The sequence below is a fragment of the Pseudomonas cremoricolorata DSM 17059 = NBRC 16634 genome (assembly GCF_000425745.1).
Lineage (GTDB): Bacteria > Pseudomonadota > Gammaproteobacteria > Pseudomonadales > Pseudomonadaceae > Aquipseudomonas > Aquipseudomonas cremoricolorata.
In genome coordinates this window covers 1-22,739 of sequence record NZ_AUEA01000016.1, presented here as the reverse complement: position 1 = coordinate 22,739, position 22,739 = coordinate 1, and the positions used below count along the sequence as shown (strand labels likewise).

The window sequence follows — 22,739 nt, the reverse complement described above, 5'->3', positions numbered from 1 at the left end:
TCGCTCCCAAATCAGTTGTTGTAGAGATCGATGATCGCACTGACCGCCTGGTTCTTGACCTTGGCCAGGTCGTTGCGCGATTGCTCGATACGCTCCAGGTAGGCCTCGTCGATGTCGCCGGTGACGTACTTGCCGTCGAACACCGCGCAGTCGAACTGCTCGATCTTGATCTTGCCGCCACCGACGGCTTCGATCAGGTCGGGCAGGTCCTGGTAGACCAGCCAGTCGGCGCCAATCAACTCGGCCACCTGGTCGGTGGTACGGTTGTGCGCAATCAGTTCGTGAACACTCGGCATGTCGATGCCGTAGACGTTGGGGTAGCGCACGGCGGGAGCCGCCGAGCAGAAGTAGACATTCTTGGCGCCGGCTTCACGGGCCATCTGGATGATCTGCTTGCAGGTGGTGCCACGGACGATGGAGTCGTCCACCAGCATCACGTTCTTGCCGCGAAACTCCAGTTCGATGGCGTTGAGCTTCTGGCGCACCGACTTCTTGCGTGCAGCCTGCCCCGGCATGATGAAGGTACGGCCAATGTAGCGGTTCTTCACGAAGCCTTCGCGGAACTTGACGCCCAGGTGGTTGGCCAGTTCCAGCGCCGCGGTACGGCTGGTGTCCGGAATCGGGATAACCACGTCGATATCGTGCTCGGGGCGCTCGCGGCGAATCTTGTCGGCCAGCTTCTCGCCCATGCGCAGGCGCGCCTTGTACACCGAGACGCCGTCCATGATCGAGTCGGGACGGGCCAGGTAGACGTGCTCGAAAATGCACGGCTTGAGTTTTGCGCTGGTTGCGCACTGATGGGTGTAGAGCTGGCCTTCTTCGGTGATGTACACCGCCTCGCCTGGCGCGAGGTCGCGAATCAGGGTGAAGCCGAGCACGTCGAGGGCGACGCTTTCGGAGGCGATCATGTACTCGACGCCGTCGTCGGTATGACGCTGACCGAACACCACCGGACGAATACCGTTCGGGTCGCGGAAACCAACGATGCCATAACCGGTGATCATCGCCACCACCGCATAGCCGCCGACGCAGCGGCTATGCACGTGGGAAACTGCGGCGAACACGTCTTCTTCGGTAGGCTGCAGCTTGCCGCGCACGGCCAGCTCGTGGGCGAACACGTTGAGCAGCACCTCGGAGTCGGAGCTGGTGTTGACGTGGCGCAGGTCGGACTCGTAGATCTCCTTGGCCAACTGCTCGACGTTGGTCAGGTTGCCGTTGTGCGCCAAGGTGATGCCGTACGGTGAGTTGACGTAGAACGGTTGCGCCTCGGCCGAGGTCGAGCTGCCAGCTGTCGGGTAGCGCACGTGGCCGATACCCATGTGGCCGACCAGGCGCTGCATATGGCGCTGCTGGAAGACGTCGCGCACCAGGCCATTATCCTTGCGCAGGAACAACCGGCCGTCATGGCTGGTCACGATACCGGCAGCATCCTGGCCGCGGTGCTGGAGGACCGTTAGCGCGTCATACAGCGCCTGATTGACGTTCGACTTACCGACAATACCGGTGATGCCACACATGCGACGCAACCCCTACTTTGATAAAACTTGACTGAAACACGCTCAGGGCTTGAGAGGCCCGAGCATCTGTTCCTTGAATGGAAGATCGGCTGAAGCGCCGACCCCACTGGACATCCATTGACCGGTGAAGCCCAGGATCAGGTTCTTCGACCAGTCCGCGATCAACAGAAACCGAGGTATCAGGCTGGACTCCTGCCACCATGGGTCTTGCTGCACCGGACCCAGGCTGAGCAGCCCGACGGCCACCACCACCAGCAACGCACCTCGCGCGGCGCCGAACGCCATGCCGAGGAATCGATCGGTGCCGGACAGGCCGGTGACACGGATCAGCTCGCCGATCAGGAAATTGAGCATCGCCCCCACCAGCAAGGTGGCGACGAAGAGAATGGTACACCCCGCGATGACTCGCGCTGAAGGCGTCTGGATATAACCTTCCAGGTACTGAGCCAGCGACCCGCCGAACATCCAGGCCACGGCACCGGCCACGATCCAGATGAGCAACGACAAAGCTTCCTTGACGAAGCCACGCTTGAGACTGATCAGTGAGGAAACGGCGATGATCGCGATGATCGCCCAGTCAACCCAGGAAAATGCCACGTTGCTGCCTGCTGAGGTTTGAGGCGGCGCATTTTACCAGAGCGATGGGCTGGGAGTAAGCGGAATGTCAGGTGGCCGCGCGGCGGCACGGGCACCTGAGGAAAATGGCGTTCAGCCTCGCTCTGGCTGGAAACGCACCACGAAACCTTTGAGCTGATGCTGTCGATTGATGACATCGCGCAGACGGTCTGCCTCGGCCCGCTCGATCACAGGCCCCACATACACCCGATTGAGTCCGTCGGCAGTGCGGATATAGGCGTTGTAGCCCTTGCTGCGCAAGGTGCTCTGCAGCTTGTCGGCGCCGGCGCGGCTGGACAGGCTCGCCAGCTGAATCGACCAGCTCACCGGCAGGCCATTGCCATCCACCTTGGAGGCGGCAGCGGTTTTGTTCGCAGGGGCCTGTGCGGCTGGGGCCGATTGCTGCGCGGGCTGGCTTTGCGGCTGCGTCTGCGGCTGCGCCTGTTGCTGCGGTTTGGCCGCCTGGCTCTGCGCCTGCGGCGACGGCGTGATCGGCTGACTCGGCGTGGTGACAGGCGCGGTGGACTCATTGACCACCACGGGAGCCTGCACCGGCTCATCGGGCAATGCCTGCGGCTCGGGGACCGCAACGGGCTCTACCTGAACATCCGGCTGCGCTGCGGCTTGCGGCGCGGCCGGCGCCTCTACCCGCACCTCGCGCAGCTCATCCTGACGGGTGAACAGCATCGGCAGGAAGACGACCGCAAGCGCCACCAGCACCAGCGCACCGACCATCCGTTGCTTGACCCCTTTATCCAACAATGCCATCTGCCCCACCCTCCGGAACCTGACGCTCGAGCCATTCGAGCGCCTCGGCGACACAGAAGAACGATCCGAACAACAGGACCTGATCCTCGGCATCGGCCAACGTGCACTGCCCTTCCAGGGCAGCATCGACGCTGGGGTAAGACTTCACCGCAGCGCCAAGGTTCGTCAGGGCTTCGACAAGATCAGCAGCCGGTCGACTGCGCGGCGTCTGCAACGGTGCAACGGCCCAGGCATCGACCCGCCCGACAAGGGGCGCGACGACCCCTTCGAGATCTTTGTCCGAGAGCAGACCGAACACCGCCAGGCGTTTGCCGGCAATACCGCGCTGAGCCAACCTGGCTGCCAGGTAATGCGCAGCGTGAGGGTTGTGACCGACATCGAGCAGCAACTCGACCTGCTTGCCACGCCAGGTCAGGGTGCGTCGATCGAGGCGTCCGACCATGCGCGTGTCGAGCAATGCCTGGCGCACTCGAGCCGGCTCCCAAGGCAGATCCATGAGCAAGAAAGCCTGCAGCGCCAGCGCGGCGTTTTCCATCGGCAGATCGAGCAGCGGCAGCTCACCCAGCTCAACGGGACGGCCATCAGCGTCGGTGCCTCGCCAGTGCCAGTTCCGATCGGTCACGGCCAGGTCGAAATCGCGCCCGCGCAACGACAAGGGGCAGCGCAGCTCGGCGGCTTTTTCCAGCAGCGGCAACGGCGGATCGAGATCGCCGCACAGCGCGGGCTTGCCCGCACGGAAGATCCCGGCCTTCTCGAAGGCCACCGACTCGCGGCTGTCGCCCAGGTACTCGATGTGATCGACGCCAATGCTGGTGACCAATGCCAGATCGGCGTCGATCAGGTTGACCGCATCGAGCCGACCGCCCAAGCCCACTTCCAGCACCAGCGCATCCAGCGACGCACGACTGAACAACCAGAAGGCGGCCAGGGTGCCCATTTCGAAGTAGGTGAGGGAAATCTCACCGCGCGCAGCCTCCAGCGCGGCGAAGGCTTCGCACAGTTGCTCGTCGCTGACCTCGACGCCATCGAGACGCACACGCTCGTTGTAGCGCAGCAGATGCGGCGAGCTGTACACGCCGACGCGCAGACCCTGGCTCTGCAGCAGCGAGGCGATCAATGCGCAGGTCGAGCCCTTGCCATTGGTGCCGGTCACCGTCACCACCCGCGGCGCCAGCGTGCCCAGATCGAGACGCGCCAGCACCTGCTGACAACGCTCGAGCCCCATGTCGATGGCAGCGGGATGCAACTGTTCGAGGTAGGCGAGCCACTCGCCGAGGGTCTGCGGCTTCATCACGCGACAGCAGCCACTTCCCGCGCCTCTGCCGGGGTTTCCTGGCCGGTCATCTGCGCCAGCAGACGTGCCAGACGAGGACGCAGGTCCTGACGCGAAATGATCAGGTCGATGGCGCCATGTTCGAGCAAGAACTCGGAACGCTGGAAACCTTCTGGCAGTTTTTCGCGTACCGTCTGCTCGATCACTCGCGGACCTGCGAAGCCGATCAGCGCCTTCGGCTCGCCGACGATGACGTCACCGAGCATGGCCAGGGAGGCCGACACGCCGCCGTAGACCGGGTCGGTGAGCACGGAAATGAACGGAATGCCTTCCTCGCGCAGACGCGCCAGGGCAGCCGAGGTCTTGGCCATCTGCATCAGCGAGATCAACGCTTCCTGCATGCGGGCGCCGCCGGAGGCCGAGAAGCAGATCATCGGGCAACGATGTTCCAGGGCGTAGTTGGCGGCGCGCACGAAACGCTCACCGACGACGGCGCCCATGGAGCCACCCATGAAGGAGAACTCGAACGCGCTGACCACTACCGGCAGCCCCATGAGGGTGCCGCTCATGGAGATCAGGGCATCGTGCTCACCGGTCTGCTTCTGCGCGCCGACCAGACGATCCTTGTACTTCTTGCCGTCGCGGAACTTGAGACGGTCGACCGGCTCCAGCTCGGCACCCAGCTCGGCTCGACCATCCTCGTCGAGGAAGATATCGATGCGGGCGCGGGCGCCGATACGCATGTGATGGTTGCACTTGGGGCAGACGTCGAGGGTCTTTTCCAGCTCCGGACGATACAGCACGGCCTCGCAGGCCGGGCACTTGTGCCACAGGCCTTCGGGCACCGAGCTCTTCTTCACCTCGGAACGCATGATCGATGGGATCAGTTTGTCTACCAACCAGTTGCTCATGCTTTCTTTCTCCAGTAATGACCGGTAGGGATCAGGCCTTGCCTGCTCGCCTCCGGTTTTGAGCTCAAAGTTCTTTATTTTCGAGCCGCTGCGAGTCGTGCAGCGATCTCTGTAATCAGTGGCATCGAGATGCCGTGGGTGCTGCCAGCTTGCCCATGCAGCGCCGCCCAGTGACCAGCGACGCCCCAGGCGCCGCGAAAACTATGGACGATAGCCCAGCGCCAACCGTCACATCCAGGCTCAGGCCTGCTTCACCGCCTGCATGAACGCTTGAATCTTCCCGGCATCCTTGATGCCCTTGCTGCGCTCGACGCCACCGCTGACATCCACCGCATAGGGCCGCACCTGGGCGATGGCCGCGCCGACATTGTCGGCAGCCAGGCCACCTGCAAGGATGATCGGTTTGCTCAGCGTAGCCGGCACCAGCGACCAGTCGAAGGCCTGGCCGGTGCCACCGGGCACGCCGGCCACATAGGCATCGAGGAGCATGCCGCAAGCCCCGGGGTAGCTCTGACAGGCCGCTTCCAGATCATCGCCCGCACGCACCCGCAGCGCCTTGATGTAAGGCCGGCCGTGGCCTTCGCACTGCGCGGCGGTTTCATCGCCATGGAACTGCAGCAAATCGAGGGGTACGGCATCGAGGATCTCGCCAAGCTCACAGCGCGAGGCGTTGACGAACAGCCCGACGGTGGTGACGAACGGCGGCAGCGCGGCAATGATTGCGCGAGCCTGATGGATGTCGACGGCGCGCGGGCTCTTGGCATAGAACACCAGGCCAATCGCATCGGCGCCCGCCTCGGCAGCGGCCAGGGCGTCTTCGATTCGGGTGATTCCGCAGATTTTGCTGCGAACGTTGGTCATGCGCGGCGAACCTTGCTGGCGAATGAAGGGCCGGATGGTAGCAAATGACGCTGGCAGCGTCAGTCCACCAATGCCTCGTAGCCGGTAAGAAAGTGTGGGCCTATATATCGCTCGGGCAGCGAATAGGCCTCGGGATACTCCACTCGCACCAGATACAACCCGTAGGGGTGGGCCGTCACCCCGCCCTGGCGGCGATCACGCCCCTCGAGCACTTCGCGCGCCCACTGCACGGGCCGCTCGCCAGCGCCGATGGTCATCAGCACGCCGGCGATGTTGCGCACCATGTGATGCAGAAACGCCGTCGCCCGCACATCCAGCACGATCATGCGTCCGTGTCGGGTCACGCGCAGGTGATGAATGTGTTTGATCGGCGACTTGGCCTGGCACTGGCTGGCGCGAAACGCACTGAAATCATGGGTGCCAAGCAGGCTCTCGGCCGCCTCGCTCATGCGCTGGACATCCAGCGGCCGATGGTTCCAGGTGACTTCCTCGGCCAGGTGCGCCGGGCGAATCGGGTCGTTGTAGATCACATAGCGGTAGCGCCGAGCGACCGCCTTGAAACGTGCGTGAAAATCCGCTGGCATTGGCTGCGCCCAGCTCACGCTGATGTCGTGTGGCAGGTTGTAGTTGGTGCCCATGGTCCAGGCACGCTGATCACGCAGTGCGCGGGTATCGAAATGCACCACCTGCCCGCAGCCATGTACCCCGGCGTCGGTGCGCCCGGCGCAAACCACCGTGATCGGCTCATCGGCGACGATCGACAGGGCCTGTTCCAGCGCCTGCTGCACGCTGGGCACGCCACTGGCCTGGCGCTGCCAGCCGCGGTAGCGCGCGCCTTTGTATTCGACGCCCAGGGCGATGCGGGTGAAGCCGTCGGCAGCGGACTCGGCCGGGTCATTGGCGATGGTATTCAAAACGAACGGACCTGCGGATCGGAAAAACGCCGGATTATATCAGGGCCGACCCACAGGGAAACGCTTGTCGCTCGATCGGGCACCTGCCGCCTTTGCTGGCAGCAGGTGCGGCAGCGTCAAGCGCGGCTCAGACCAGACGTCCAAGCAGCTCTTCGGCTTCCTGACGCTGGGCTTGATCGCCGTCCTTGACCACTTCATCGAGGATATCGCGCGCACCCTGGTGATCACCCATGTCGACGTAGGCACGCGCCAGATCGAGCTTGGTGGTCACTTCATCGGTGCCGGAGAAGAAGTCGAAATCCAGATCATCGACCGGATCAGGCTCAGCCGGCGCGGGTGCTGCCGACGTGTCCAGCGCAGGCGCGGCCAGGCTCTGGGACAGCTTGTCCAGCTCGGAGTTGACGTCGTCGAGCTCGGAGGCGAACTGGCGGGCAGCGGGTGAATCGTCGTCCAGCGACAAGGAAAGATCGAAGTCGTCGGCCAAGGGCGGCTCACTCGCCGCCACATCGGTAGCCGCTTGCGCCCCGGGCGCAGCCGACGTGTCGGCGAGGTCCAGGTCGAAATCGGCGAAATCGTCCGTTACAGCTGCGTCGTCCTTTGCCGCAGCCGCAGGAGCGAGCGGTTCGAGGGCCTCGAGCTGCGCCTGGGCGAGCAAGGTCTCGAAATCGTCGTCGGCTAGCTGCTCGACGTCGACCGTATCGCGCTCGGTCAATGCCGGCCCGAACCCTGGCTGCTCCTGGACAGCGGCCGCAGGTGCGGCGCCAGCCAATTCGTCGTCCAGGCTCAGGTCGAACGCATCATCACCGGGGGCACTGCCGGGCGCAGGCTCATCGAGCGGCGCCGGGCTCGGCTCGGCCGCAGGCGCCTGCGCGGGCTGGGCCTTGTCTTGCAGCAGGCCTTGCACATACTGCTCGTCCATCTCAGCGGCCAATGCCGCAGCGCCCAGGCCAGTGGCCAGTGCCAGCATGGCGGGATAGCGCTCTTTGAGCGCTTCGACCGCCTCGTGATTGCTTGGCGAGTCGGACAGCAGCCGCTCTTGCTCGGCGAAGGCGTCCTGATCACCCTGACGGGCGTACACCTCCATCAGCTTCAAACGTGCATCGCTGCGCTGCGGGTGGGCCGCAACCACCGGCTCGAGACCTTGCGCCGCCTGATTCAGGCGGCCGGCGTCGATCGATTGCTGAGCCTGCAACAACGCCGTGTCGACCGGATCGGCCGCCGCCACCTGGGCGTTATGCGCGGCGATCGAGGCTGCCGCCGACGCGGCAGCTGCCGATGCGGCGACCACAGCGGGCGACAGGGTCACCGGCGGGCTGAGCAGCGTATCGTCGCTGTCCAGCGGCATGTCGAAATCAGGATCGCGCGGCCCCTCTTCTTCCAGCTCGCGGGCCATGCGCAGGTGCTTTTGCGCCTCTTGCTCGGCCTTGCGCTTGCGGGCCAGGAGCAACAGCAGCAACAGCAACACCAGGAACAAGGAGCCGGCGATCAAGCCAAGCAGCACGGGGTTGCCCAGCAGGCTGTCGAGCGTACTTTGGGTTGGGGCGGCGGTGTCCTGGGTTTGCTCTGGCTGATCGGCGCCTGGCTCGGTATCGACCACCGCCGGCGCCGGCTCGACCACAGGGGCGATCGGTGCCGGGTCGGCGACCACTGGGGGTGGGGTAGCCGCTGCGGGCGCTTGCACCGGCGCAGGCTCGGTCGCCGCAGCAGGCGCCGCAGGGGCGTCGCCCTGGGCCTGGAGCCGCGCCAGTTGATCGTTCTTCAGAGCGATGAGCTTCTCCAGCTTGTCCAGCTGGCTTTGCAGATCGCCCATGCGGCTCTTGAGCTCTTCATTGTCGCGGCGCGTGGTATCCAGGCTCTCCTGGGCCACCGCCAGCTGGTCATTGACGCCGTTGCCACTGGCCGCGTCCGCTTGCGTCTGCGGCGCGACCAGGCGCAGGTTGTCGCCTTGGGCGATGCGATCAGGCGCAGCCTGGGCCTCACCGCGGCGCGTGGCATCGAGCTGCCTGGCGCGCGGTCCAAGACGCCGGCCTTCGCGCCAGGCCGCGTACTGCTCGGCCACCTCGGCGACGGCTTCGCCCTGAGGAATGCTTTGTGCCTGCGCCTGATCGGGCAGACGCAACACCTGCCCGGCCTTGAGCAGGTTGATGTTGTTGCCAATGAACGCATCGGGATTGAGCGCCTGGATCGCCAGCATGGTCTGCTGGATCGAGCCACCGTTGCTGTTGCGAGCGGCAATCTGCCAAAGCGTATCGCGGCGCTTGGTGGTGTAGCTGCCCGCGCTCTGCGCAGGGGCAACGGTATTGCCGGCACTGGCCTGCTCTGCCGCCGGGCGATCAAGACGCAGGCTGTAGTCACGCAACAGACGCCCCTGCGGCCACATCACCTGCACCAGCACACGCACCAGCGGTGCCGCGACGGGACGACTGGAGGTCACCCGCAACAGGCTTCGACCGTTGGGAATGATGACCGGGGTGAAGGTCAGGTCTTGCAGATAGGCCGGATACGCGACGCCGGCCTTGCTGAACTCCTCGGCCGGCGCCAGGCTTGGCGCCACTTGCGCGGCAGTCAGATCGCGCACATCGAGCAGCTCGATCTCGGCATCCAGCGGCTGGTTCTGCGCCGAGTTGACAGTCAGTTCGCCCAGCACCAGGGCGTTGGCCATGCCAGACGACAACACCGACGCTATCGCGATGGCGAGTACTCGTTTGCGAATTCGAAGCATGACCTCTTCCTTGTAAGAATCGTCCTGAAAACCCTTCGATTTCAGGACAAAATTGCCGCTCAGTATCTTTTACGCCATGTCTTTAATCAACAATTGCGCCACTTGCACAGCGTTGAGCGCCGCGCCTTTGCGCACATTGTCGGTGGTCATCCACAGGTTGAGCTGCTCGGGCTCATCGATACCGAGACGTACACGTCCAACATAGACCACGTCCTGCCCCACTGCGTCCCCTACCGGTGTCGGATAATCATCCGCTTCCACCCGCTCGACGCTGCTCGCGCCATCCAGGGCGCTTTGCACCGCCGCCAGATCGACTGGCCGGCGGCTATGTACGCTGACACTGTAGCTATCGCCGAAAAACACCGGGACTTGAATGCAGGTGACCGCAATCTTCAGCTCGGGCAGATCCAGCAGCACCCGCAGCTCACTGACCAGGCGCCGCTCCAGCATGCTGTGGCCCTGCTCATCCTCCTCGCCAACCCGCCCCAGCAGGTTGAAGGCCATCTGCCTATCGAAGAAACGCGGCTCCAACGGGCGCGCGTTGAGCAGCTCTGCCGTCTGGCGCGCCAACTCGTTGACCGCCTCGCGGCCCTGGGCGGAAACCGCCAGGCACGCGGTGACCTGAATGCGTTCGATGTCCAGGTGCTGACGCAGCGGCGCGAGCGTCACGGCAAGAGCCACCGCCGCCGCGCTCGGGCTGCACACCCGCGCCGGCTGCGCCAGGCCGTGCAAGGCCTCGGGATTGGCTTCTGGCACCAGCGGCAGCGCGTCTGCCAGAGCGCCGGACAGATCGATCACCGCGCAGCCCGCCTGCCGCGCCTTGTCGGCGTAGCTGCGGCTGACTGCGGCACCTGCGGCAAAAAAGGCCAGACGCACCTGGCTGAAGTCGAAGCTGTCGACCTCACGCACGCGCACCTTCTTGCCCGCGAACATTACACTGCTGCCGGCCGATTCCATGCTTGCCAGCAGGTGCAGCGTGGCCACCGGGAACGCCAGCTCTTCGAGGATTTGCACCAGGGTTTCACCGACACTGCCGGTGGCGCCGACGACGGCAACGTTGAGGGAAGGATTCATGGGGGCTCTGCCTCAGGTGGAACGGGAGCGGCACTGTACGCGCATTGCTTGGGCGAGGCCAACGCAGCGCCCTGTCGTGGCCATGAAAAAACCCGTTCTGGCAGGGCTCAGAACGGGTTTTCAGTGTTGCGCCGAATAACCTGGCCGATCAGCGCTCGAGCAGGATACGCAGCATGCGCCGCAGCGGCTCGGCGGCGCCCCACAGCAGTTGGTCGCCAACGGTGAAGGCGCCCAGGTAGTGCGAACCCATGTTCAGCTTGCGCAGCCGGCCTACCGGGATGTTCAGGGTGCCGGTGACCTGGGTCGGCGACAGCTCCTGCATGCTCAGCTCGCGCTGGTTGGGCACCAGCTTCACCCAAGGGTTGTGCTGGCTGATCATGCCTTCGATGTCGGCCAGTGGCACGTCCTTGTTCAGCTTGATGGTCAGCGCCTGGCTGTGGCAGCGCATGGCACCGATGCGCACGCAGATACCATCGACCGGGATCGGGCTCTTGAAGCGACCGAGGATCTTGTTGGTCTCGGCCTGGGCCTTCCACTCTTCACGGCTCTGGCCGTTCGGCAGTTCCTTGTCGATCCACGGGATCAGGCTGCCGGCCAGCGGCACACCGAAGTTTTCGGTCGGGTAGGCTTCGCTGCGCATGGCCTCGGCGACCTTGCGGTCGATGTCGAGGATCGCGCTGGCAGGGTTGGCCAGGTCGTCGGCAACCGCCGCGTGGGTCGCACCCATCTGGCGGATCAGCTCTCGCATGTTCTGCGCGCCGGCGCCGGAGGCGGCCTGGTAGGTCATAGCGGTCATCCACTCGACCAGTCCGGCCTCGAACAACCCACCCAGGCCCATCAGCATCAGGCTGACGGTGCAGTTGCCGCCGATGTAGTTCTTGGTGCCTGCGTCGAGCTGCTGGTCGATCACCCGACGGTTGACCGGGTCGAGCACGATCACGGCGTCGTCTTTCATGCGCAGCGACGAGGCCGCATCGATCCAGTAGCCCTGCCAGCCGGCTTCGCGCAGCTTGGGGAAGACTTCGTTGGTGTAGTCGCCGCCCTGGCACGTCAGGATGACGTCAAGGGTTTTAAGCTCATCAATGCTGTAGGCATCTTTCAGCGGCGCGGTTTCCTTGCCGATTTGCGGACCTTGGCCACCGACATTGGAGGTGGTGAAGAACACCGGTTCGATCAGGTCGAAGTCCTGTTCCTCCAGCATCCGCTGCATGAGCACGGAACCGACCATTCCACGCCAACCGATCAGACCTACACGTTTCATCGCAACTACACCTTTGCTAAAAGTGGGCCGCCACCGACTGGGAAAAGGGTGGCGGGGGCAGAGAGATTACAGATTCCGCAGGGCCGCGACTACTGCGTCGCCCATTTCCCGGGTACCGACCTTGCGGCTGCCTTCAGAGAAGATGTCGCCGGTACGCAGACCCTGGTCGAGCACGTTGCTCACGGCCTGCTCGATGGCATCGGCAGCGGCGCTCTGGTTGAAGCTGTAACGCAGCATCATCGACACCGACAGAATGGTCGCCAGCGGGTTGGCGATGCCCTGGCCGGCGATATCCGGCGCCGAGCCGTGGCACGGTTCGTACATGCCCTTGTTGTCGGCATCCAGCGATGCCGACGGCAGCATGCCGATGGAACCGGTGAGCATCGAGGCTTCGTCGGACAGGATGTCGCCGAACATGTTGTCGGTCACCATCACGTCGAACTGCTTGGGCGCACGCACCAGCTGCATGGCAGCGTTATCGACGTACATGTGGCTGAGCTCGACGTCCGGGTAATCCTTGGCCACGTCTTCGACCACTTCGCGCCACAGCTGGCTGGAAGCCAGCACGTTGGCCTTGTCCACCGAGCAGAGCTTCTTGCCACGCACCTGGGCCATGTCGAAGCCGACACGGGCGATGCGGCGGATTTCGCTTTCGCTGTACGGCAGGGTGTCGTACGCCTGGCGCTCACCACCTTCCAGCTCGCGCTGACCGCGTGGGGCACCGAAGTAGATGCCGCCGGTGAGCTCACGGACGATGAGGATGTCCAGGCCGGAAACGATTTCGGGTTTGAGCGAGGAAGCGTCGGCCAGCTGCGGATAGAGGATGGCCGGGCGCAGGTTGGCGAACAGGCCCAGTTGCGCACGGATTTTCAGCAAGCCGCGCTCAGGACGAATGTCACGCTCGATCTTGTCCCATTTCGGCCCACCCACGGCGCCCAGCAGCACGGCATCGGCCTTGCGCGCACGCTCCAGGGTTTCGTCGGCCAGTGGCACGCCGTGCTTGTCGATGGCAGCACCACCGATGACGTCGTGTTCCAGGGTGAAGTCGAGCTGGAACTTGTCGTTGGCAACGTCCAGCACCTTGACTGCCTCGGCCATGATTTCCGGACCGATGCCATCACCTGGGAGAATCAGAATCTGCTTGCTCATGCTTTCCTCTATACAGTCGAACGGTGCGCCTGTGTTGGGCGCACCGGGTCATTCTCATCGTTCGGCGAACAGCACCAGCACATCGGTACTGAACGAGCCGTCTTCGGCGATCTGGTAATACTGCCGCACTTCTTCGCCCATTGCCTGCTGCACCTGGCGCACCGCAACGCGCAGCGGCTCGGGGGTACGCATGCGCTCGACCCAGCTGGCGAACTCAAGACGCAGGCGCTGGCGGCTATGACGGCGCACATGCAGGCCGGCGTCGCTGACCTGACGCAGCCATTCGGCGGCGCTGTAGTCGCGCACATGGCTGGTGTCACGCAGCAACTCGACGCTTTGCAGGTAGGTATCGAGCAACGGCGTGCCCGGCGACATCACGTCGACGAACGCCGCCACGCCACCGGGCTTGAGCACCCGACGCACTTCGCGCAGGGCCAGGCCCAGGTCATTCCAGTGATGGGCCGAGTAGCGGCTAAAGACGAAATCGAATGCCTGGTCGTCGAACGGCAGCCGCTCGGCGGCGCCCCGTTCGGTGACGATATTGTTCAGACCCCGCTCATGGGCAGCACCGGCCACCACATCGAGCATCGATTGCGACAGGTCATAAGCCACGACCTCGGCCACCAGCGGCGCAACCTGAAAGCTGACATGGCCGGCCCCGCAGCCCAGATCCAGCAGCCGCGCATCACTCTGCCCAGACAGCTCGGCCTGAAGCAGCGCGAACTCACTGCCCTGGGCATGAACGGCGCTGCTCAAGTAAGCATTGGCCTGCTCGCCGAACTGGCGCTGAACGACATCGCTGTGGGTGCTGTGGGTCATCAGTGGCTCCTGTGGGTGCTCGATCGATTTCCTGCCTCACGGACCTCCCCGCCCCTGCTTCAAGCGTGTCGATCCGCGTAACGCTCACTCTTTCACTCAGGCATCACGGAACAGCCACGGCTGGCTGGCGCGGTGACGGTCCTCGAAGGACTTGATCGAGTCACTGTCCTGCAAGGTCAGGCCGATGTCGTCCAGGCCGTTGAGCAGGCAATGCTTGCGGAAGGCATCGACTTCGAAGTGCAGCACCTTGCCATCTGGGCGAGTCACCGCTTGCGCCTGCAAGTCGACGACCAATTGATAACCCGGGTTGGCTTCGACCTGCCGGAACAGCTCATCGACTTCTTCGTCGCTGAGAATGATCGGCAGCAGGCCGTTCTTGAAACTGTTGTTGTAGAAGATGTCGGCAAAACTTGGCGCGATGACGCTGCGGAAACCGTACTCGTCCAGCGCCCAGGGTGCGTGCTCACGGCTCGAACCGCAGCCGAAATTCTCCCGCGCCAGCAACACACTGGCGCCCTGGTAGCGCTCGTGGTTGAGCACGAATTCGTGGTTCAGCGGGCGCTTGCTGTTGTCCTGGTACGGCTGGCCGACGTCGAGGTAACGCCACTCATCGAACAGGTTGGGGCCAAAGCCGGTGCGCTTGATCGACTTGAGAAACTGCTTGGGAATGATCTGGTCGGTGTCGACATTGGCGCGGTCCAACGGGGCGACCAGACCAGTGTGCTGGGTGAAGGCTTTCATGCTGCGCTCCCTTGGATCAACTCGCGGACATCGATGAAGTGGCCGGTCACGGCGGCGGCGGCGGCCATGGCCGGGCTGACCAGATGAGTACGCCCACCAGCGCCCTGGCGACCTTCGAAGTTACGGTTGGAGGTCGAGGCGCAGTGCTCGCCACTTTCCAGGCGATCCGGGTTCATCGCCAGGCACATCGAGCAGCCTGGCTCACGCCACTCGAAACCGGCCTCGAGGAAGATCTTGTCGAGCCCTTCACGCTCGGCCTGGGCCTTGACCAGGCCCGAACCTGGCACCACCAGCGCCTGTTTGACGTTGGCGGCGACTTTGCGGCCCTTGGCGATCTGCGCAGCAGCGCGCAGGTCTTCGATGCGCGAGTTGGTGCACGAGCCGATGAACACGCGATCGAGCTTGATATCGGTGATCGCCTGGTTGGCGGTCAGGCCCATGTAGCGCAAGGCGCGCTCGATCGAGCCGCGCTTGACCAGGTCAGGCTCGGCGGCAGGGTCAGGCACGCGCTGGTCGACGGCCAGGACCATTTCCGGCGAAGTGCCCCAGCTGACCTGCGGCTTGATCTGCGCGGCGTCCAGCTCGACCACGGTATCGAACACCGCATCGTCATCGGACACCAGTTGCTTCCAGGCTTGCACCGCCTGCGGCCACTGCTCGCCGTTGGGCGCGTAGGGACGCCCTTTGACGTAATCGACGGTGATGTCGTCCACCGCCACCAGGCCCACGCGGGCACCGGCCTCGATGGACATGTTGCAGATGGTCATGCGCCCTTCCATCGACAGCTCGCGGATCGCGCTGCCGGCAAACTCCATCGCGTGACCATTGCCACCAGCAGTGCCGATCTGGCCAATGACTGCAAGGACGATGTCCTTGGCCGTGACGCCGGCCGGCAACTGGCCTTCGACGCGCACCAGCATGTTCTTCATTTTCTTCGCCACCAGGCACTGGGTGGCCAGCACGTGCTCGACTTCGGAGGTGCCGATGCCGTGGGCCAGCGCGCCAAAGGCACCGTGGGTGGAGGTGTGCGAGTCGCCGCAGACCACGGTCATGCCGGGCAGGGTCGCGCCTTGCTCCGGGCTGATGACGTGGACGATGCCCTGACGCTGGTCGTTCATCTTGAATTCGACGATGCCGTACTCATCGCAGTTTTCGTCCAGGGTCTGCACCTGCAGACGCGAGACCTGGTCGGCGATGGCCTCGATGCCGCCCTTGCGCTCGGGCGTGGTCGGCACGTTGTGGTCGGGCGTGGCGATGTTGGCATCGATGCGCCACGGCTGGCGGCGGGCCAGACGCAGGCCTTCGAAGGCCTGCGGCGAGGTCACTTCATGAATGATGTGACGGTCGATGTAGATCAGCGACGAGCCATCGTCACGGCGCTTGACCTCATGAGCATCCCAGAGTTTGTCGTAGAGCGTTTTGCCAGCCATCAGACGGTTCCTCATCAGCGTCTTTCTGTGCCAAAGACCACTTGGCTTGTATGGGCGAATGCTATGGGGTTAGATTGAATAACTCAAATTCATATTTTTCATGCTTTGCATAACCATCAGGAATCTGCGCCGTGGACCTCGCCAATCTCACTGCTTTCATCGCCATCGCCGAGAGCGGCAGCTTTTCCGGAGCCGGCGAACGCCTGCACCTGACCCAGCCGGCCATCAGCAAACGCATCGCCGGGCTCGAACAGCAACTCAACGTGCGCCTGTTCGACCGCCTGGGCCGCGAAGTGACCCTGACCGAGGCCGGTCGCGCATTGCTGCCGCGGGCCTACCAGATTCTCAACGTGCTCGATGATACCCGCCGCGCCCTGACCAATCTGAACGGTGAAGTCAGTGGTCGGCTGACCCTCGCCACCAGCCATCACATCGGCCTGCACCGTCTGCCCCCGTTACTGCGCACGTTCACCCGCCAGTACCCCAAGGTGGCCCTGGACATTCAGTTCATGGATTCGGAAGCGGCCTACGACGAGATTCTCCATGGCCGCGCGGAGATTGCCGTCATCACCCTGGCGCCCGAGCCGCAACACCTGATCGAAGCGGTGGCGGTGTGGGACGACGCCCTGGATTTCGTCGCCGCGCCGGAGCATCCGCTGGCACGTATCGGCGGCGTCACGCTGGCCGAGGTGGCGGGCCATCCTGCGGTGTTTCCAGGCGGCAACACCTTCACTCACCACATCGTTCAGCGCCTTTTCCAAAGCCAGGGCCTGACCCCCAACATCGCCATGAGCACCAACTACCTGGAGACCATCAAGATGATGGTGTCCATTGGCCTTGCCTGGAGTGTGCTGCCGCGCACGATGCTCGATGAACAGGTGGCGCCCATCGCCCTGCCGGGCATTCAGTTGTCACGCCAGCTAGGCTACATTCTGCACACCGAGCGAACCCTGTCGAATGCCGCCAAGGCCTTCATGGCGCTGTTGAACAGCCACGCCAGCGCGGCCTGACCGCTGCTCGCGCCGCCTTCGGCGCAAGGACGCTTCATCTGCCAAAGGTCTGTTCCGATGTCCACGCCCACCCATCGCTTGCCGCGCCTGCCGCGTATCCCTGCGGTCGATCCCAAGGAGTCAGAGCGCGCCTGGCAAAACGCGCCGCAGTTGCTGGCCGCACTCAACGGCGCGCGCCTGGGCGCCTGGCTGTGGGACATCGAAAGTGGCCAGGTGAGCTGGTCGCGTGGCACTCAGGCGCTGTTTGGCTTCGACCCGCAGCGCCCATTGCCCAGCGATGTCGATTACCTCGACCTGCTGCCCGAAGAGGACCGCCAGCGCACGCGCCAGGCGTTCCAGGCGGTGGTCAATGGCGAACCGGTACAACAAGCCATGCGCCACCGCATTCGTTGGCCGGACGGCAGCCTGCACTGGCTGGAGATCAACGGCAGTCTGACCCGCCATGAAGACGGTAGGCGGCAGATGATCGGCGTGGTGCGTGAAGTCACTCGGCAGCGCGAGCGCGAAGCGGCGCTGATCTATTCCGAGAAACGTTTCGCCACCCTCTTCCACCTCAGCCCCAACATCATTTTGCTGACCCGTCGCCACGACGGCATGATCTTCGAGGTCAACCAGCACTTCGCCGACACCCTCGGCTGGCCGGTGGCCGACGTCATCGGCAAGAGCACCATGGAGCTGGGTCTGTGGGTCGTTCCCGAGCAGCGCCAGCAGGTGCTCGACGCCACCCGCAACAACGGCAGCCCGTTGACCATGGAAGCGCAGTTTCGCGCCAGCAGCGGCAAGGTCCACGATGGCATTCTGTCGACCCAAAGCATCGAGCTCGACGGCATCACCTACCTGATCAGCACGTTCGTCGACACCAGTGAGCGCAAACGCGCAGAGCTCGCCCTCAAGGACAGCCAGGAGCGCCTCGACCTGGCTTTGGACTCGGCGCAACTGGGCACCTGGGACTGGCATATCCCGAGCGGCATGCTCTATGGCTCGGCGCGCGCCGCGCAATTGCACGGCCTGGACCCCGAGCCTTTCCATGAGTCGTTCGAAGCGTTCTTCGAGGGGGTGCCCAGGCAGGACCGCGAGGTCATGCGCCAGGCCTACCGCAGCCTGCGCGAAGGTCCGGCGGGCAACTATCAGATCACCTACCGGGTGCAGCTGGACAACGGCGGTTCGCGCTATATAGAAAGCCGCGCGCGGCTGTACCGCGACGAACAGGGCAACCCATTGCGCATGGCCGGCACGCTGCTGGACATCACCGACCAGGTCGAACGCGAGCAACGCCTGAGCGCGTCCGAGGAAAAGTTCGCCAGCCTGTTTCAGGTCAGCCCTGACCCGATCTGCGTCATGCGCCAGGACACGGGCCAGTTCATCGAGATCAACGCCGCCTTCAGCCAGACCTTCGGCTGGCCGGTGGATCAGGTCATTGGCCGTACCGCCGAAGAAATCGGCCTGTGGGGCGAACCGGTGAGTCGCGCCGAGCACATCGAGCGGGTGATTCGCGACCAAGGCCTGAACAACGTTGCCGTGGTGGTCAATCATCGGGGTGGCACGCCGCTGACCTGCGTGGTCTCCAGCCGGCTGATTCGCGTCGACAACCAGCCGTGCAGCGTCACCACCTTGCGCGACATCACCCACCAGCAGCGCGCCGAGGCGGCGCTCAAGGCCAGCGAAGAGAAATTCGCCAAGGCGTTTCACTCCAGCCCCGACGCCATCACCATCACCGAGCGCGACAGCGGCCGCTATGTGGAGGTCAACGACGGCTTCTGTCGCCTGACCGGCTACAGCGCCGGCGAGGTGGTCGGGCGCACTGCCAACGAACTGGGCATCTGGGCCGACCACAGCCAGCGCGTGTCACTGCTCAACGAAATCCGCGAGTGTGGCAGGGTTCATCACCGTGAGATGATCGGGCGCAACAAGCGTGGTGATCTGCTGACGGTGGAGGTCTCGGTAGAGCCGATCAACCTCAACGACACCGATTGCCTGCTGCTGACCGCCCGCGACGTCAGCCTGCTGCGCGATGCCCAGGCGCAGATTCGCCACCTCGCCTATCACGACCCGCTGACCAACCTGCCCAACCGCGCACTGCTGATGGATCGCCTGAGCCAGCAGATCGTGCTGATCAAGCAGCGCAACCTGCGCGGCGCGCTGCTGTTTCTCGACCTCGATCATTTCAAGCACATCAATGATTCGCTGGGTCACCCGGTGGGCGATACCGTGCTGAAAATCGTCACCGCGCGACTGGAAGCCAGCGTGCGCCTGGAAGATACCGTCGCGCGCCTGGGCGGTGACGAGTTCGTGGTTCTGCTCAGCGGGCTGGAGGGCAGTCGGGAAGCCGTGGAAGCCCAGGTTGGCGAGGTGGCCAACACCTTGCGCGAGCTGCTGGCACAACCGATGTCACTCGACGGCCAGCGCTTGCAGGTGACGCCAAGCATCGGCATGGCGCTGATTCCCGATCACGGTGCGACGCCGGCCGACCTGCTCAAGCGCGCCGACATCGCGCTGTACCGCGCCAAGGATTGCGGACGCAACATCACCCAGATGTTTCACAGCACTATGCAAAAAGCTGCCAGCGAGCGGCTGCGCATGGAGAACGACCTGCGCATGGCGCTTGCCCGCGGCGAACTGGAGCTGCATTTCCAACCGCAGGTCGATGCTCGCAACAACCGCATCATCGGCGCCGAAGTCTTGCTGCGCTGGCACCACCCGCAACTGGGCCAGCAACCGCCAGCGCAATTCATTCAGGTACTGGAAGAGAGCGGCCTGATCATCGAGGTCGGCACTTGGATTCTCGATGATGCCTGCAGCAGCTGCGCGCAACTGCTGGTCGACGGCCTGGTCGACGCCGATGACTTCAGCCTGTGCGTGAACATCAGTCCGCGGCAGTTCCGCCAGAACGACTTCGTCGAGCGGGTGCTGCGCAGCGTCGACGACAACGGCTTGCCGAGGCATATGCTCAAGCTCGAGATCACCGAAGGGATCGTGATCCAGAACCTGGAAGACACCATCGCCAAGATGCGTGAGCTCAAACGCTATGGCGTCAGCTTCGCCATGGATGACTTCGGCACCGGCTATTCCTCACTGACCTACCTCAAGCGCCTGCCGGTGGATGCGCTGAAGATCGACCAGACCTTCGTGCGCGATGCGCCTGAAGACAGCAACGATGCCGAGATCGTCCGCGCCATCGTCGCCATGGCACGCAGCCTGAAGCTGGCGGTCATCGCCGAGGGCGTGGAAATGCAGGCGCAACTGTGTTTCCTCGAACAGCTGGGGTGTCATTACTACCAGGGCTACCTGTACAGCCGCCCGCTGCCGCTGAGTGCGTTTCGGCAATTGCTGAGCGCGCAGCAGGCGCGCTAGCGCCCACGAAAAAGGGCACCCTCAGGTGCCCTCTTCTTTACGCCATTGCCGCGGTTCAGTTCAGCACGTTGCTGTCACCGTTGATCGGGATGCGCTTGGCCTTGGCTTCTTCTGGCACAAGGCGCAGCAGCTCGATGCTGAGCAAACCATTGGCCAGTCCGGCGGCCTTGACCTCGATGTGGTCGGCCAGACGGAACGACAACTTGAAAGCGCGCTGGGCGATGCCCTGGTGCAGGAAGGTGACTTCGCCAGCGCTGTTGTCGCGCTTGCTGCCGGTCACGGTCAGGACACCTTTCTCGACCTGCAGATCGAGGTCTTGCTCGACGAAGCCGGCGGCGGCTACCACGATGCGGTAGTGGTCATCGCCATGCTTTTCGACGTTGTAGGGCGGGTAGCTGCTGCCAGACTCATTGCGGGCGGCCGATTCGAACAGGTCGTTGAAACGGTCGAAGCCTACCGAGTGGCGGAACAGTGGCGCGAGAGAGAAAGCAGTGGTCATGGTCATAAACTCCTGAGATTCAGCAAGTAAGTCACTGCGCGACCCGAATTCGGCATCGCGTACTCAAAAAGATATGGCCTCGATCATGGCTTTCAAGCCTGGCACGTGATTTTTTTTGCGCCCTGCGCTCATGCAACGTAACTGTTGGGTGCGTCCGCAACCCCGAGCATTCGGCTGATGAGCGAGCAATCATCAGTGCGGCGAACGTCGGCAAACAAAACAACTGCCTCGGGATAACTGCGCGTGAGCATGGCCAGCCATTGCTTGAGTCGCCCGGGCGCATAACGCGGTGACAGCTTGGCCTGGGCCTGACGCCAGAACTCGCGCAGCAGAGGCATCAGCGCCTGCCAATCAAGCGGCTGGTAGGCATGACCATCGCGCGCAGCCGCAATCTGCAGGCCCAGATCCGGGCGTGACACCAGGCCCCGACCCAGCATGAAGTCGTCCACGCCGCTGACCTCACGGCAGCGCTGCCAGTCTTCTACCGTCCAGATTTCACCATTGGCGAACACCGGCACGCTGACCACATCCTGCACACGCGCCACCCACTCCCAATGCGCCGGCGGCTTGTATCCCTGGACCTTGGTGCGGGCATGCACCACCAACTGTTGCGCGCCACCGTCGACCAACGCTCTGGCGCAGTCCAGCGCGCCGTCCGGCACCTCGAAACCCAGGCGCATCTTTGCCGTCACCGGCACCTGCGCCGGCACCGCGCGACGCACCTCGGCCATGATGGCGTGGAGCAGTTCCGGCTCTTTGAGCAGCACCGCACCCCCGCGAGACTTGTTCACCGTCTTGGCCGGGCAACCGAAGTTCAGGTCAATCGCCGGCGCGCCCAACTCGCACGCCAGTGCAGCGTTCTCGGCCAGGCAGACAGGATCTGAGCCGAGCAACTGCACTCGCATCGCCACGCCCGCAGCGGTGCGCGCGCCCTGGCGCAGCTCCGGGGCGAGCTTGTGAAAGGAGGAGGCAGGCAGCAGACGGTCGTTGACGCGGATGAATTCGGTGACACACCAGTCGATGCCGCCCACCCGGGTGAGTACGTCGCGCAGAATGTTGTCGACCAGACCCTCCATTGGGGCCAGGGCAATGTGCATGAATAGGTCTCAGCTGAAATGGGTGGGAAGTCTTGAAGTGCTCGGTGGTGCTCAGGTTTCGATCAGTGCCGGGCCGTAACCTTCCACAAACTCTGCCGGCATGCGTCGGGGCTTGCCGGTAGACAGCTCGATGCAGGCGAAGGTGGTGCGCGCCCGCAACAAGGTCGTCCCGTCGCTGGGGCGTTTGAGCTGGAAATGGCGGGTCATGCGCAGACGCTTGTCCCACTCGATGATCCAGGTTGCCAGTTGCAACTCGTCGCCTTCATAGCCCGCCGCCAGGTAATCGATTTCATGCCGCACCACCGCCATCGCTCGGTCTAGGCGCCGGTATTCGGCCAGATCCAGGCCGAGCCTCTGGGAGTGCCGCCAGGCACTGCGCTCGAGCCAGGTGACATAGGCTGCGTTGTTTGCATGGCCCAGTCCATCGATGTCTTCAGCGCCGACACGCAGGTCGATGAGAAAAGGTGTTGGCAGGTCCCAGGTCATAACCGCTCCGTCTTACGTGAAGCGCGCCAGTGTACCCAAAGCGTGAACGCTTTGCCGCCCGAAGGAGGCTGCGCAGAAAGGGAATGGGAGGCTGGCTGAAAAAACAAAAGGCCCATTCAATATTCGAATGAGCCTTTGAAGTCTCGCAAAACGCGAGTAAAAATGGCGTCCCCTAGGGGACTCGAACCCCTGTTACCGCCGTGAAAGGGCGGTGTCCTAGGCCACTAGACGAAGGGGACAT

19 protein-coding genes and 1 tRNA gene are annotated in these 22,739 nt (G+C 63.8%); 2 read left to right on the top strand and 18 right to left on the bottom strand.

Annotated elements, in window-relative coordinates; all coding sequences use genetic code 11:
• Positions 1–11: 11 nt before the first annotated feature.
• From purF to leuC, 14 genes are all read right to left on the bottom strand, one after another.
• Entirely contained in the window at positions 12–1,517 is a 1,506-nt protein-coding gene (purF, locus tag H618_RS0117290) for an amidophosphoribosyltransferase (protein ID WP_028696260.1), read from the bottom strand.
• A gap of 42 nt (positions 1,518–1,559) precedes the next feature.
• Entirely contained in the window at positions 1,560–2,114 is a 555-nt protein-coding gene (locus H618_RS0117285; RefSeq protein ID WP_028696259.1) for a CvpA family protein, read from the bottom strand.
• A gap of 111 nt (positions 2,115–2,225) precedes the next feature.
• Entirely contained in the window at positions 2,226–2,900 is a 675-nt protein-coding gene (locus H618_RS0117280) for an SPOR domain-containing protein (RefSeq protein ID WP_028696258.1), read from the bottom strand.
• Positions 2,884–4,191 (bottom strand): bifunctional tetrahydrofolate synthase/dihydrofolate synthase, encoded by a 1,308-nt coding sequence (folC, locus tag H618_RS0117275; protein ID WP_028696257.1) that lies wholly within the window; start codon positions 4,189–4,191, stop codon positions 2,884–2,886. The genes H618_RS0117280 and folC overlap by 17 nt, the downstream gene beginning before the upstream one ends.
• On the bottom strand, positions 4,191–5,084 hold the full coding sequence (accD, locus tag H618_RS0117270; protein ID WP_028696256.1) for an acetyl-CoA carboxylase, carboxyltransferase subunit beta: 894 nt from the start codon (positions 5,082–5,084) through the stop codon (positions 4,191–4,193). The genes folC and accD overlap by 1 nt, the downstream gene beginning before the upstream one ends.
• A gap of 240 nt (positions 5,085–5,324) precedes the next feature.
• Entirely contained in the window at positions 5,325–5,945 is a 621-nt protein-coding gene (locus H618_RS0117265; protein ID WP_028696255.1) for a phosphoribosylanthranilate isomerase, read from the bottom strand.
• 59 nt (positions 5,946–6,004) lie between these two features.
• A complete protein-coding gene (truA, locus tag H618_RS0117260) occupies positions 6,005–6,859 on the bottom strand; it encodes a tRNA pseudouridine(38-40) synthase TruA (RefSeq protein WP_028696254.1) in 855 nt (284 codons plus the stop codon).
• A gap of 127 nt (positions 6,860–6,986) precedes the next feature.
• The gene (locus H618_RS0117255; RefSeq protein WP_028696253.1) at positions 6,987–9,581 is read right to left on the bottom strand and encodes a motility hub landmark protein FimV; all 2,595 of its coding nucleotides are present in this window, start codon (positions 9,579–9,581) and stop codon (positions 6,987–6,989) included.
• Positions 9,582–9,650: 69 nt separating this feature from the next.
• On the bottom strand, positions 9,651–10,655 hold the full coding sequence (locus tag H618_RS0117250) for an aspartate-semialdehyde dehydrogenase (RefSeq protein WP_028696252.1): 1,005 nt from the start codon (positions 10,653–10,655) through the stop codon (positions 9,651–9,653).
• A 148-nt stretch (positions 10,656–10,803) separates the two neighbouring features.
• A complete protein-coding gene (gene asd, locus H618_RS0117245; protein WP_028696251.1) occupies positions 10,804–11,916 on the bottom strand; it encodes an aspartate-semialdehyde dehydrogenase in 1,113 nt (370 codons plus the stop codon).
• A gap of 66 nt (positions 11,917–11,982) precedes the next feature.
• A complete protein-coding gene (gene leuB / locus H618_RS0117240; RefSeq protein WP_028696250.1) occupies positions 11,983–13,065 on the bottom strand; it encodes a 3-isopropylmalate dehydrogenase in 1,083 nt (360 codons plus the stop codon).
• 54 nt (positions 13,066–13,119) lie between these two features.
• Positions 13,120–13,884, bottom strand: coding sequence for a class I SAM-dependent methyltransferase (locus tag H618_RS0117235; protein ID WP_028696249.1), 765 nt, complete (start codon positions 13,882–13,884; stop codon positions 13,120–13,122).
• A gap of 96 nt (positions 13,885–13,980) precedes the next feature.
• Positions 13,981–14,625: a 3-isopropylmalate dehydratase small subunit gene (gene leuD, locus H618_RS0117230; RefSeq protein ID WP_028696248.1), complete on the bottom strand. Its 645-nt coding sequence runs from the start codon at positions 14,623–14,625 to the stop codon at positions 13,981–13,983.
• Positions 14,622–16,055, bottom strand: coding sequence for a 3-isopropylmalate dehydratase large subunit (gene leuC / locus H618_RS0117225; protein WP_028696247.1), 1,434 nt, complete (start codon positions 16,053–16,055; stop codon positions 14,622–14,624). The genes leuD and leuC overlap by 4 nt, the downstream gene beginning before the upstream one ends.
• Positions 16,056–16,186: 131 nt before the next feature.
• Here leuC and H618_RS0117220 point away from each other — a divergent pair, with 131 nt between their 5' ends.
• Together H618_RS0117220 and H618_RS0117215 are read left to right on the top strand one after the other, a co-directional pair.
• Positions 16,187–17,065 (top strand): LysR family transcriptional regulator, encoded by an 879-nt coding sequence (locus H618_RS0117220; protein WP_028696246.1) that lies wholly within the window; start codon positions 16,187–16,189, stop codon positions 17,063–17,065.
• A 57-nt stretch (positions 17,066–17,122) separates the two neighbouring features.
• Entirely contained in the window at positions 17,123–20,416 is a 3,294-nt protein-coding gene (locus H618_RS0117215) for a bifunctional diguanylate cyclase/phosphodiesterase (RefSeq protein WP_028696245.1), read from the top strand.
• Between the two features lie 55 nt (positions 20,417–20,471).
• Here the strand turns inward: H618_RS0117215 and H618_RS0117210 are convergent, their stop codons facing one another.
• The 4 genes from H618_RS0117210 to H618_RS0117195 all read right to left on the bottom strand — a co-directional run bounded on the left by H618_RS0117210 (position 20,472) and on the right by H618_RS0117195 (position 22,737).
• Positions 20,472–20,915: an Hsp20 family protein gene (locus tag H618_RS0117210; RefSeq protein WP_028696244.1), complete on the bottom strand. Its 444-nt coding sequence runs from the start codon at positions 20,913–20,915 to the stop codon at positions 20,472–20,474.
• A gap of 128 nt (positions 20,916–21,043) precedes the next feature.
• The gene (locus H618_RS0117205; RefSeq protein WP_028696243.1) at positions 21,044–22,012 is read right to left on the bottom strand and encodes a tRNA dihydrouridine synthase; all 969 of its coding nucleotides are present in this window, start codon (positions 22,010–22,012) and stop codon (positions 21,044–21,046) included.
• Positions 22,013–22,063: 51 nt separating this feature from the next.
• Positions 22,064–22,498 carry an acyl-CoA thioesterase gene (locus H618_RS0117200; protein WP_028696242.1) on the bottom strand — a complete coding sequence of 145 codons (435 nt, stop codon included), beginning with the start codon at positions 22,496–22,498 and terminating at the stop codon, positions 22,064–22,066.
• Positions 22,499–22,661: 163 nt separating this feature from the next.
• A tRNA-Glu gene (locus H618_RS0117195) sits at positions 22,662–22,737 on the bottom strand.
• Positions 22,738–22,739: the final 2 nt, after the last annotated feature.

Excerpts from the sequence above, each read along its gene's own strand:
- H618_RS0117280 (WP_028696258.1), bottom strand. The coding sequence starts at position 2,900 with ATGGCATTGTTGGATAAAGGGGTCAAGCAACGGATGGTCGGTGCGCTG.
- H618_RS0117255 (WP_028696253.1), bottom strand. The coding sequence starts at position 9,581 with ATGCTTCGAATTCGCAAACGAGTACTCGCCATCGCGATAGCGTCGGTG.
- folC (WP_028696257.1), bottom strand. The coding sequence starts at position 4,191 with ATGAAGCCGCAGACCCTCGGCGAGTGGCTCGCCTACCTCGAACAGTTG.
- H618_RS0117210 (WP_028696244.1), bottom strand. The coding sequence starts at position 20,915 with ATGACCACTGCTTTCTCTCTCGCGCCACTGTTCCGCCACTCGGTAGGC.
- leuC (WP_028696247.1), bottom strand. The coding sequence starts at position 16,055 with ATGGCTGGCAAAACGCTCTACGACAAACTCTGGGATGCTCATGAGGTC.
- H618_RS0117250 (WP_028696252.1), bottom strand. The coding sequence starts at position 10,655 with ATGAATCCTTCCCTCAACGTTGCCGTCGTCGGCGCCACCGGCAGTGTC.
- asd (WP_028696251.1), bottom strand. The coding sequence starts at position 11,916 with ATGAAACGTGTAGGTCTGATCGGTTGGCGTGGAATGGTCGGTTCCGTG.
- leuD (WP_028696248.1), bottom strand. The coding sequence starts at position 14,625 with ATGAAAGCCTTCACCCAGCACACTGGTCTGGTCGCCCCGTTGGACCGC.
- H618_RS0117200 (WP_028696242.1), bottom strand. The coding sequence starts at position 22,498 with ATGACCTGGGACCTGCCAACACCTTTTCTCATCGACCTGCGTGTCGGC.
- H618_RS0117205 (WP_028696243.1), bottom strand. The coding sequence starts at position 22,012 with ATGCACATTGCCCTGGCCCCAATGGAGGGTCTGGTCGACAACATTCTG.
- H618_RS0117265 (WP_028696255.1), bottom strand. The coding sequence starts at position 5,945 with ATGACCAACGTTCGCAGCAAAATCTGCGGAATCACCCGAATCGAAGAC.
- purF (WP_028696260.1), bottom strand. The coding sequence starts at position 1,517 with ATGTGTGGCATCACCGGTATTGTCGGTAAGTCGAACGTCAATCAGGCG.
- accD (WP_028696256.1), bottom strand. The coding sequence starts at position 5,084 with ATGAGCAACTGGTTGGTAGACAAACTGATCCCATCGATCATGCGTTCC.
- leuB (WP_028696250.1), bottom strand. The coding sequence starts at position 13,065 with ATGAGCAAGCAGATTCTGATTCTCCCAGGTGATGGCATCGGTCCGGAA.
- H618_RS0117235 (WP_028696249.1), bottom strand. The coding sequence starts at position 13,884 with ATGACCCACAGCACCCACAGCGATGTCGTTCAGCGCCAGTTCGGCGAG.
- H618_RS0117215 (WP_028696245.1), top strand. The coding sequence starts at position 17,123 with ATGTCCACGCCCACCCATCGCTTGCCGCGCCTGCCGCGTATCCCTGCG.